The organism is Campylobacter sp. BCW_4321 (genome assembly GCF_001763075.1).
Taxonomy (GTDB): Bacteria; Campylobacterota; Campylobacteria; order Campylobacterales; family Campylobacteraceae; genus Campylobacter_D; species Campylobacter_D jejuni.
The window spans coordinates 1-11,038 of the sequence record NZ_MJYA01000025.1; the positions used below are offsets into that span (position 1 = coordinate 1).

Consider the following 11,038-nt stretch of genomic DNA (forward strand, 5'->3'; position numbering starts at 1 on the left):
TCATCAGTATAAATAGTATTTCTCTCACTTTCTATATCCTTACTCTCTCCTATAACAATACCTTGAGTGCTATTAGGAGCTTTAGGTTTAACTTTAAAACTTGGAGTAAAGATAATATTCTTTTTTAATAAAGTTAAAGTATTGGAATAAGATTTACTTAAATTTAAATCTTTTAAATTTAAATGATCATTCGTATTAATAGAATTAGCTAAGATGGCATCATCAATTAAGATTTGAGTATTAGCAATAATAATAAAGTCTTTAAGCAAAGAAGCTTTATCTTGTTTTTCTTCATCTTGATTTTTTATTTCTTCTTGATGATTAAACTCCTTATAATTTAAAGTGATAAAATCTCCTAAACTAAGATGATAAATATTACTTTTTGCTAGTAAGCTTTCATTTAATACTAAGGCTCTTTTTTCTTTAAGAGAAGGCTTAGTCTTTAAATCAATGCTTTTTGTAAAAGAATATTCACTCTCATAAAAATGTTCATTATAATAAGCTTTGTTATTAAGTTCTTGTTCATAAGGAACTTTATTAGAATGTAAAGATAAAAGATTTAAAGGAGTATTGGCATTAATACTAGAATGCGTAAAAGAATTAGTTCTTAAACTTTGTTCTTTATAAATAGAAGAAATACAAGCTTGATTTAAAATATTATTAATATTAGGATTATACTCAATTTCTTTATTTTTTACATTTTTATACACATCACAAAAATAAATAGTGTTCTCATCTTCATAAAAAAAGATTCCATTATTATGGCTTAATCTTGTAATAAAGTCTAAATCACTTTCATTGTATTGAGAGATGAGTTCTTGTTTTTCATAATTAAAATGTATATTAGAATAATCAATTTCTTTATGTAAGATATCTTGATAAAAACCAAGGGTTTGTTTAATCACTTCTATAATATTAGTATGAGTATAAATACGATTGGCTTTATTTAAAGAAAGTCTTATCAAGACTGATTGAAGCTTAAAAGAAAAAAAATGCTTGTATTTTATTTGCTTAGTATTTGAAGCGCTATCATTAATATTTAAAGCACTTTCATGATTAATACCTAGATATTTTATATAAGTGATAATTCCCTTATAGTTTATTACTTTATTGTTATCAAAGTTTAAGGTATTATTCTCATAAGGATTATGGATGCTTAAAATAGCTTCTTGATCGATTAAAACATTAGGATGAAAATTAAAAGTTGTAGGGGTGCTTGGATGAGATGAAGCATTGGTTAAAGTATTTAAAGAAAATAAATCTTGTTCTAAACTTTCAAAAAAACCTTCACATTCTATAGAAAAAAGTTCTTCAAGACTTTCTTGGATGAGGGCTTTAGTGATTTTAAAGGGTAGGGGATTTGAAGTAGAATTTGATATATTAAGACTCATAAAGGAATTTGAGGCCATTTTTTCTCCTTAATGTGGTAATAAGATTTATCAAATACAAAGCTTATAAGTGTGATTAAATTTTTATTTATATTTGTTTGTAAATATTGTAGCATAGTTGGGGTAAATTTGAGTGTGTTTTATGATTATGAATATTTATTCATAAAGTTTCATATATACTATGGAGAATTTTTTTTGCGTGTTTCCTAAGATTTTTGCCCAGCCAAGTTTGGCAGTATTTTCTTCTCCTAACACAAACTTCATTTCTGAAGAATAATTGATTTTAAGGTATAAATCAACGCAAAATTCATAATTTGTTAAAAACATTATACTATTTTTTAAATCATCATGTTTAGTTCCATTAGGCATAAATTTAACCGCTTCTTGATATGAAATATCTTTTATATAAATTGCTATTTTATTTTGATAAGAGGTAAATTTATCACCTAGTATGAAATTACTCCCCAAGGCATGATTTTTTACGCCCAGTTTATTTCTTTGAGTATCAGAGATTAAAATTTGGTGAGGCAAATTTTCAATGATTGATAATTTATCCTTAAGTTTAAAATTGACTTGTAAAACTCTTTCAATGTGTGTTTTAGGTCGTCTTAAACTTAGTAGTAAAGGTGCAAATGGTAAATATTTTTTTGCAATATCGTATTCTTTAATTCCTAATATATTAAATAAAATTTGAGAAATAGAGTCTTTAAAATTATCATTAAAAGATCTTGGATAATTTTTTAAGCCAATAACATCGAAAAATATCCAAAGTAAATAGTGATTAAAAAAATCAAAAAATAAAGTCCAACCTTGTTCTCCATCTTCATTTCTGGATAATTTATCTAACATAAATGAAGGAAGTTGTGAGGAAACTCCATGTAAGCCCATAAAATTTACAAATAATTCTATAAATGATTGATCTGAAAAAATAATTTTTTCTAAATCTTTATTTGGATGCTTTAAACTTTTATTGGTTCTTAAAAATATATTTTTTTTCCCATAATTTTTTTCTAGCTTTCTTATAAGTTTAAAAAAACTATATGAAGTTGGATCATTCATATTAAAGCTTTTTTTCCAAAAGAAGCAGGATAATGCAGAATTTCTTTTGAATCAAGACATTTTATCTTTAATTCACAAAAGGAATTAATGCTAGCAAAAGATGCTAAAAATTTGGATATAACTAATCCTAGTAAATATACTTCACCTAAAGTATAAAACTTAGAATCCTTAATACTAAAAATAGCCACTGTTCCTTTTTTTGTAATATTTTCATCAATTAGATAAGTGCTTTTGCTTTGAATATCAACTATAGATTCTTTTAAAAGTTCATAAGATTTCCAATTTAACTGATTATTTAAAAAACTATAGCTTTCTAATACACCAAAAAAAGCTTTTCTACTTAATATGGTTTGATAAGAAAAAGATAATACAGAAACAAGTTTCCACAATAAATTGCCATCAACGCTGCATCTTCTCGCTTCACTTGGAATTTCGATATTTTTAGTATCAACACCTTTTAAATTGCAATTATTAATATCTCCTATTTTTAATCTTGAAGGCAGATCTCCATTAGAGCATAAAAGATCAATGCTTATAGTTTCATCCATTAAATAAGAGGAGAAAAAGGAAATTTCGCTAAATACTTCTCCTTTAGAATTCTTTTTAGTATTTATGCTATAAAAGTCTTTTTGATTATCTTTTAAAAATTCAAAACGTTCAAAACTCTTATAGTTTTTTAATAATCTTTTACCCCCTTCGCTATTGTGTGCTTTAACTTGCAATGTTTGTATAATCTCATAAGCTTTAGGTTGGCTTCTATCAACAAAAATTCGATAACTATCTTTTTTATGATTATTTATAAGAGGTTCTGCGCTTTTTGCAAAGATATTGATAATAGGCGTCATACTTAAAGAAAACAATTCTTTTCTAAATATGCAATTTGCAGGAAATGGTTTAGAGAATTTAAATTCAATATTAATTGTTCTTCCTTGGCAATTATTTAAAATATCTAAGTTATTAATTCTTAGAAAATTAAATTTATGGGGCATAAAAAAATATTCCCTTAACAAAGAAAAAGCTTCAAAGCCTAAATCATTATAAGATAAACTACTTTCATCTGGATTTAATCCTATTTTTTCAATATCGTAAGTATTAAGAAAAAATTCTTCATCAGTATCTAAACTTTGAATTTTTAATTCTTTTAAATAAGAATGCATGTATAATAATAAAGTACTAGACATATAGGTATCATTGCCTAAATATAAATTAATTTTTTCTAAGCCCAAATCACTTATTTTTGTTTCTGCTTTATCTATTTGTAATTTTAAATTAAAAGTATAGTCTTGGTTTTTACTTGATGCAAAAACCTCATTTATCGAAATAGGGTAAAGATAGACATCATAAACAGTTTTAAATTCACAAATGCATTTATCTATAGGTTTTGATTTAACAACGGTTCCTTTTGGAATAGTAAGTTTATTTTCTTTGCTATTTTGTTCAAGTTTAAATTCTTGCATACATAATGAGGGTATGGGATTTGTATAGTTTGGAGAAACTATATTGATTAAAGATTCTGCAATATGCGGGATATTTTCATCAAGTTCTTGGTGAATTTTAGAACTTAGGATGGCTAAATTTTCAATAATTCTTTCTACATCGGGATCTTTGCTATTGTAAGCTAAAAATGGAGCTAGTTTTGGATAATTTTTTACAAAATGTTCCCTAGTTTCATATAGATATTCAAGCTCTTTTTGATAATAAAAGATATTATCTTTCATTTAACCTCACAATATCTATTATTTTTAAAAATAATTTCTATACTAAATTCCTTAAAACGATCCTCTTGAAAAAAACATTTTACAATAAAAGAAAGTTGCCAAGGGCTTAAGCTATTATCATAAGTAATAGAAACAACTCGTATTCTTTTTTCATAACTATCAATTAACTTTCTTATTTCCTTAGCCATTGATATGCATAATTCGCTAGAACTAAGATTAATGTCAGTCATATTTGGCATCCCTAAATCTTTCGCGGTATAACAGTCATTAATCTTAGAGTTGAGCAAAACTTTTATATTATTCTTTACATCCTCAAAATCATTTTGATAGAATGGAATATGAATGTTTTGCTCATCTAAATTATGGATCAGTTTATCTAGCAAGGACATTATTATTCTTTATCTAATTTTCCTACTAAAGAAAGTTCAAAATTACCGCCCATATATTTAAAATGAGGTCGGACGCTTAGTCCTATTTTATACCATCCTGGCTCTCCTGGTATATCATCAACTTTCACTTGTGCTGCTCTGAATGGACGACGACTTCTTACTTCAGAAGGTGGATTTTCTTGATCGGAAATATATTGTCTAATCCATTCATTAAGACCATTTTCGATATCGCTTCTTTCTTTCCAGCTCCCTATTTCTTCTCGTTGTAAAACCTTTAAATAGTGCGCCAATCTTGAAATTAAAAAGATATATGGAAGTTGAGTTCCTAATCTGTAATTTGTTTCAGCTTCTTTACCTTCTGGGGTATTTTGAAATAATTTTGGTTTTAACGGAGAATTTGCTGAAAAAAATGCTGCATTATTACTATCTCTTCTTAATGTTAAAGTTATAAAACCTGCTTCTGCAAGTTCATACTCTCTCCTATCTGTAATCAAAACTTCTGTAGGTATTTTTGATTGTATAGTTCCAAAATTTTCATAAAGATAAGTAGGCAGATCCTTAACAGTCCCTCCACTTTTTGGTCCTATAATATTTCCACACCATCTATACTTAGCAAAGCTTTCTGTCAATCTTGTACAAAAAGTATACGAAGAATTAGCCCACAATAAATGATTATGCGAAGCATGTACATTTTCTTTATAATTAAAACTTTTGATAGGGTTTTCTTCAGGATCATAAGGGCTTCTTGCTAAAAATCTTGTCACTAGTAAGCCTGTATATTTAGAGTCTTCATTTTCTCTAAAAGTTCTCCACCTTGTATATTGAGGACCTTCTAGCAAACCTTGCAAATCTTGAATATTTGCAAGTTCAGAATAATCATCAAGCCCAAAAAATTTTGGTCCAAAAGATGTTAAAAAGGGAGAATGACTCATAGCCGCAATACTAGCCATTTTATTTAAAAAAGTCATATCAGGACTTGCTGATCCAAGTTGATAATCTCCAATGATTGCTCCTACAGGCTCTCCTCCAAATTGTCCATATTCTGAAGAATATATATTTTTATAAACAACGCTTTGTGTTATATCTGGATTGTTTTCAAAATCCTCTAAAGCTTCTTCTTTTCTTATATCAAATAGGTCGATTTTTATATTTTCATTAAAATCAGTTCTTTCAACTAGAAATCTAAGTCCACGCCAAGTAGATTCAAGTTTTTGAAATTCTTCATTATGTAAAACTTCATCCATTTGTTTTGAGAGTAAATGGTCAATATGGGCTATCATTTCATCAAGTGCAAATTTATTGATTTTTTCTTCGGCATTATCACTTTTTACAATTTCTGAAATAAATTCAGCAACACCTCTTTTGGCAATACTATAACTTTCATCAGTTTTAGAGTATTTGCTTTTCTCCATAATTTGTTCAATAATTGGCGTATCAATTACTTTGGTATTTGCCATTTTAATTTCCTTGCTCTTCTTGTTTAATTTCTAAAAGTAACTTTTCTTTAGTTTTTTCATTTTTTAACGCTTCTAAAACAGCTTTTCTAAAATCAGGAATATTACCCATAGGACCTTTTAAAGCCATTAAAGCTTCTCTTAGTTGCAATAATTTGTTTAACTCAGGTATTTGTTTAGCTAAGCTATCTGGAGAAAAATCCTTCATGCTAGCAATATTGAGCTTAACATCAAGCTCTTCAGCTCCTGTTCCAAGAGTATTTTTTACGCTAAAACTCGTTGTTATATTGAGTTTTCTCATAACTTGATCAAAATTGATCTTGTTAATTTGCAAAATTTCTCTTTCCTCTAAGGGGGTTTCGTTTTTTCCTTTTAAATTTGCCATTACCATTAATTTTAACGGCAGCTCCACATCCTCATTTTGTCCATTAGTTTTAGCTTTATATGTAATATTAATTCGTTCCTTTGGAGCATGAGATCCATCTGACATTTTAAATCCTTAAAAATAAAAATTTTAGCTTAATTATTATATTAAAATTTGCTAAATTTAATCTTGCATCATTTAATTTTATTTTTTGCGTTTTCATATTCTTCGGCTAGATAATCTTTTAGTAGAGTTTTTTCCATTAACTCTACTAAGTATATATTTAAAATTTTAGAGTTCTTTTTCATTCCTTTTGATTCAAAAATTTTTACCATATCTAGCAAGGAATTAATATTATTCATAGTAGAATTATTAAAATTTTCTTTATCAATATTCATCAGCATTTGCTCAAAATCTTGTAATGTATGTTCTTTGTCAGTTTTTTTACTTGAAAAAAAACTTTTTTTATTTTCTTTGGATTTAACAAAATATTTATAAACTTCTTCTTTGCAGATAAAATCACCATTTTGAAAACGGAGAAGTTCAATAGTATCAAATTTAGAAATAAAATCACTTGTTAATATTATAAGAATGTCTAATTGTTTATTTTTTTTCTTTTTTTCTAAAAAATCACAAAAGAGTTGTACACCCTCTATCCAAAAAGGATTTAAAATAAGTTCATGCATAAAACATTTAATATGTTCTATATCATTTTCTTTATCAGAAAGTAATATGCGAATTATATCTGCATCAGGTTTTCTTATTTTAGTAATTTTTTCATTATTACATTCAGGCAAACACCTGATTTTTCCCCACATTGCTTGGGTGAATAAAGCGTAGATATTGAGATTATTTTCATCCTCTTCTAAAAGCTCAAATGCAAGTTTTTGATAAAAATTTTTATATTCTCTCTCGTTTAAAGAGTTAATATTATCGCTTCTAATGTTTATAGATACTTGAGTTACAGGAGATTTTGGAAGTTGTGGTGCAACTTGAGCAATTTCAATTTTTGCAAAATTGCAAGATAGTAAATTTTCAAATTCGGAAAATAAAGTAATAAATTGATTAACAATCTCAGATGATATAAGCACTTTTGTTTTATTGTATTCTTGAATAAAATTTTGAATAAAATTTTGAATTTTTCGCTTTTGAGCTAATATATAAGCATTATTTTCATCTATAAGTTTTTTTAAATGTTGAAAAAGAAGCAAAAGCTTTTCAAAGCATTCTTCATTGTTTAAATTAAAACACGATAAAAGAAAATAGTTGCAAATTTTAAAATTTAAAGAATGATTTAATAATATAAACTGAGAATATTGATAAACTTTATCCCAAGAAATATTTTCATGGTTTAAAGTCTTATATTTTGACATCTCATCTTCAAGTAACTGAAATTCTTGTAGTTCATCTAAATTATTTTTCAATTGATCACAAAAATACATTTAATTCCTCCAAAAATTTGCCTCATTATAATTAAATTTTAAAAAATATTATGTTAATTTTTTAAAAAATTTACTCAATTAATCATAAATTATATATTCTAAGATAGAAAGGATACTTTAGTTTCATGTTTTGTAAAAAAAGTTTATTTTTTTTATTGCCACTATTCTTTTGCGCTTGCTCAAGTGTTGTTAGTGTTAAGATAAATAATGTAGAGAATTCCAATCTTAATAATAGACATGATGATGTTCCTGTTACAGCTATTGTATATCAACTTAAGGATATTAAAAAATTTGAAGAAGCAAGTGATATAGATTTGGCTACTAGAGAAGAGGGGGTACTAGGCAAGGATAAACTTGATTCTATTAAAACGCAAATTGCACCTAAAGACAATATTATCGCGGTTAAAGTAGATGAAGAAGAGGTTCCTTATGTAGGCATTCTTGTATTATTTGCAAATAATACAAAAAAAACAACAAAAATATGGGCAAAGACCGAAGATGCAAATGGGTTTGGGAAGAATAAGTATTTAAAATTTGAAATATCCAAAGAAGGTATCAAAAGAATTAAATAGGAATAATATATGGCAAATAAATTAAAAGTTGCTTGGTTTGATGGACTTAATATTGGACAAACCCATTTTGAGCAGCAAGAAAGATTTTTTAATAGAAATATAGATCTTAAAACTATAAATATATATAGTAATTTATATGGAATAATAGACTTGGAATTTTCTCAAGAGATGTTATTGCAAGGAAAAATTGCACTTTCTAAAATTTCAGGTATCGCACAAGATGGAAGCATTTTTAATGCACCTGAGCAAGATTTGTTGCCTGAGCCTATTGAAATCAATTATGAATCTTTAATTGATTCAGTTGTGGTATTAAAAATTCCTATCGGAGTTACTGATATTGCTGATTTATCTTTAAGAAATACTTTTCCAAATTCAAAGTTTATATGTCTTAGAAATAGTATTGCTTTAAGAAATTATGATGATTCAAAATCTAATGTAATGGACAAAATTGAAGATGAGTACGAACTTGAAAATCTGACTTTTACACAAGAGAAAAAAGATTTACTTCTTGCTAGTTTAAGATTAAAACTTGGCATTTTAGGTAATTCAACTCCTGATGAACTTGAATTACCAATTGCAAAAATTAAAAATATTGATATCAATAAAAAAATTGAATTAGAAAGTGATTTTATACCCACTTGCTTAAATATCAGCAAAATATCTACCATAAGATCCTTTTTGGAAGAAATTATTTTTTCAATCAATCAACATAAAAAAGTTCTATCTAATGTTTTTAAAGGAATCGATCAAACAAAAAATACATTGGATTTTAGCACTTTTTTATCCCTTAATCTTTTAAAAAAATGGTATTTAATATTTTCACATCTATCAAAAAAAGATAAAATACATCCTGAATTTTTATACGAAAAATTTTTAGAATTTCAAGGAGAGCTTGCAGCTTTTAGCAACGAAGAATCTTTTTTAGATTTTATTCCTTATAAACACGATAATCTTTATAATACTTTTTTAAATATGATGAATAATCTAAGATTGTTATTTTCTAAAATCACAAGCCCTAAATATTTTATAGCTAAGACTAGTATTAACGGCAACGGTTTTTATGATTTTATTTTTGATAATTCGGGAATTTTAGAAGAAAGTGAAATTTATTTCGCAATTCGTGCAGATGTTACTACAGAATATCTACTTAATAATTTTAAAATTCAAAGCAAGATACATACTCAAAGTAAAATTAAAAATATAGTCGCAACTCAGCTTGAGGGCTTAAATGTAGATCAAGTACCTAATGTTCCATCTAGCATTCCTTATTTAAATGGTTATGTTTATTATAAATTAGATAAAAGAGATCAACTGTTTAAAGATTTTAAAAATGAAAGTATCATTAGTATGTACTTGACCAACAATATAAAAAACCCTGATATTATAATGTGGGCGGTATTTCAATGAAAGAAATAAATGAAGAAAAAAAGGCATTAAGCTTACTTCTTGATTCAGATTTTGATGGTTTAAAAAACAATAAAATTATTGATTATTCTTTGGAGTTGCTTTTGCTTTCTTATAGACTTTCAAAAATAAGCTCTATGGATACAAGTAGTATTAATCAACTTAGAGAAACATTGATTAATAAAATTTTAGATATAACCGCTAAATTAAGTATATGTAAAGAATATGATGAAAAAGAAATTATTAAATTCAAATATTGTCTTTGTGTCTTTATAGATGAAAGCTTAATGAAAAATGAACTTTTTATTAATTTTTGGGCTCACAATACTCTAACTGTAAGGTTATTTGATGAAACTTTAGGTGGAAATAATTTTTATGATATTGCATCATCTTGGATTAATAACCCTTTTAAGTTTAAAGATTTTTTGGAATTTATCTATGCTTGTTTGATTCTTGGTTATAAAGGAAAATATAATGAGACTAAGGATAGAGATGAAAAAATAATTCATTTTTGCAATAATATTGCCACATCTTTAAAACCGGTTTATAAGATAGAAGAAGAGTTAGCTTTTAATAAAGCATATAAAACTGGTTTGAAAGAAAATATTTGGCAAAAATTTATAAGATTGTATTTTAAAAAACTTATTATCGTTGTGCCAGCATTGATTATATTAGGAGTATTAAGCTATGCAATTTTCAATTTAGAAACCAATAATCTTAAAGTGGATAATAATATATCCGTATTGATAAAAAATTTAACACATATAGAATAAATATACTAAATTTTTAAATATCAATTTATTTGTTATGAGTAAAATTAAATAAAAATTATTTTACAGCTAGAATAAAAATCAAATGCAAAACCTATAAAAGGATAAAAATATATGAAAAAACAAGCTCTATTATTTTAATGATAAAGAAAAAGTTATACTGCTAACACTAAACCACAAAATTACATCTTAATTTTAATAAAATAGAGAATCTAAGGAGATAACCCATGACATATATATTACTTCTTATTATAATTTCTACTATTCTTTCTTATCTTATATTAAAATTTATTTATAAAATCATCTTTAAATCTACAAAAAGCGTTTCAAAGTTTTTAGTCTTTCTTGGAAGTATAGGCTTAATTATCTTTTATTATACTCCTTATTCTTATTATTTAGAGCCTAGTTATTGGCAATTTAGGAATATGTGTAAGTTAAATGAACTTCCTAAAGTATAATAAGATTCTAGGGTATTTTG

11 protein-coding genes are annotated in these 11,038 nt (G+C 26.0%); 4 read left to right on the forward strand and 7 right to left on the reverse strand.

Annotated elements, in window-relative coordinates:
- The 7 genes from AJN58_RS04380 to AJN58_RS04410 all read right to left on the reverse strand — a co-directional run.
- On the reverse strand, positions 1-1,409 hold a 1,409-nt coding region (locus AJN58_RS04380; RefSeq protein WP_186820936.1), incomplete at its 3' end, for a contractile injection system protein, VgrG/Pvc8 family.
- A 135-nt stretch (positions 1,410-1,544) separates the two neighbouring features.
- Positions 1,545-2,447, reverse strand: coding sequence for a type VI secretion system baseplate subunit TssG (gene tssG / locus AJN58_RS04385; protein WP_070234018.1), 903 nt, complete (start codon positions 2,445-2,447; stop codon positions 1,545-1,547).
- Complete coding sequence (tssF, locus tag AJN58_RS04390) at positions 2,444-4,165, reverse strand: type VI secretion system baseplate subunit TssF (RefSeq protein WP_070234020.1); 1,722 nt, start codon at positions 4,163-4,165, stop codon at positions 2,444-2,446. The genes tssG and tssF overlap by 4 nt, the downstream gene beginning before the upstream one ends.
- Positions 4,162-4,554, reverse strand: a complete 393-nt coding sequence (gene tssE, locus AJN58_RS04395; RefSeq protein WP_070234022.1) for a type VI secretion system baseplate subunit TssE — start codon at positions 4,552-4,554, stop codon at positions 4,162-4,164. The genes tssF and tssE overlap by 4 nt, the downstream gene beginning before the upstream one ends.
- A 2-nt stretch (positions 4,555-4,556) precedes the next feature.
- Positions 4,557-6,011 (reverse strand): type VI secretion system contractile sheath large subunit, encoded by a 1,455-nt coding sequence (tssC, locus tag AJN58_RS04400; protein WP_070234023.1) that lies wholly within the window; start codon positions 6,009-6,011, stop codon positions 4,557-4,559.
- Position 6,012: 1 nt separating this feature from the next.
- A complete protein-coding gene (gene tssB / locus AJN58_RS04405; RefSeq protein WP_002881833.1) occupies positions 6,013-6,498 on the reverse strand; it encodes a type VI secretion system contractile sheath small subunit in 486 nt (161 codons plus the stop codon).
- Between the two features lie 68 nt (positions 6,499-6,566).
- On the reverse strand, positions 6,567-7,814 hold the full coding sequence (locus tag AJN58_RS04410) for a type VI secretion system domain-containing protein (RefSeq protein ID WP_002881835.1): 1,248 nt from the start codon (positions 7,812-7,814) through the stop codon (positions 6,567-6,569).
- A gap of 125 nt (positions 7,815-7,939) precedes the next feature.
- On the opposite strand from AJN58_RS04410, the gene tssJ reads away from it, so the two are divergent.
- The 4 genes from tssJ to AJN58_RS04430 all read left to right on the forward strand — a co-directional run bounded on the left by tssJ (position 7,940) and on the right by AJN58_RS04430 (position 11,018).
- Complete coding sequence (gene tssJ, locus AJN58_RS04415) at positions 7,940-8,386, forward strand: type VI secretion system lipoprotein TssJ (protein WP_002779659.1); 447 nt, start codon at positions 7,940-7,942, stop codon at positions 8,384-8,386.
- A gap of 9 nt (positions 8,387-8,395) precedes the next feature.
- Positions 8,396-9,793 (forward strand): type VI secretion system baseplate subunit TssK, encoded by a 1,398-nt coding sequence (tssK, locus tag AJN58_RS04420; protein WP_002779660.1) that lies wholly within the window; start codon positions 8,396-8,398, stop codon positions 9,791-9,793.
- Positions 9,790-10,563 (forward strand): type IVB secretion system protein IcmH/DotU, encoded by a 774-nt coding sequence (gene icmH / locus AJN58_RS04425; RefSeq protein WP_002881837.1) that lies wholly within the window; start codon positions 9,790-9,792, stop codon positions 10,561-10,563. Before tssK ends, icmH begins: the two co-directional genes overlap by 4 nt.
- Positions 10,564-10,787: 224 nt before the next feature.
- Positions 10,788-11,018, forward strand: coding sequence for a hypothetical protein (locus AJN58_RS04430; protein WP_002881838.1), 231 nt, complete (start codon positions 10,788-10,790; stop codon positions 11,016-11,018).
- Positions 11,019-11,038: the final 20 nt, after the last annotated feature.

Bases quoted from the DNA above. Each gene is read 5' to 3' on its own strand.
- tssG (WP_070234018.1), bottom strand. From the start codon at position 2,447: ATGAATGATCCAACTTCATATAGTTTTTTTAAACTTATAAGAAAGCTA.
- tssF (WP_070234020.1), bottom strand. From the start codon at position 4,165: ATGAAAGATAATATCTTTTATTATCAAAAAGAGCTTGAATATCTATAT.
- tssE (WP_070234022.1), bottom strand. From the start codon at position 4,554: ATGTCCTTGCTAGATAAACTGATCCATAATTTAGATGAGCAAAACATT.
- tssC (WP_070234023.1), bottom strand. From the start codon at position 6,011: ATGGCAAATACCAAAGTAATTGATACGCCAATTATTGAACAAATTATG.
- tssB (WP_002881833.1), bottom strand. From the start codon at position 6,498: ATGTCAGATGGATCTCATGCTCCAAAGGAACGAATTAATATTACATAT.
- AJN58_RS04410 (WP_002881835.1), bottom strand. From the start codon at position 7,814: ATGTATTTTTGTGATCAATTGAAAAATAATTTAGATGAACTACAAGAA.
- tssJ (WP_002779659.1), top strand. From the start codon at position 7,940: ATGTTTTGTAAAAAAAGTTTATTTTTTTTATTGCCACTATTCTTTTGC.
- tssK (WP_002779660.1), top strand. From the start codon at position 8,396: ATGGCAAATAAATTAAAAGTTGCTTGGTTTGATGGACTTAATATTGGA.
- icmH (WP_002881837.1), top strand. From the start codon at position 9,790: ATGAAAGAAATAAATGAAGAAAAAAAGGCATTAAGCTTACTTCTTGAT.
- AJN58_RS04430 (WP_002881838.1), top strand. From the start codon at position 10,788: ATGACATATATATTACTTCTTATTATAATTTCTACTATTCTTTCTTAT.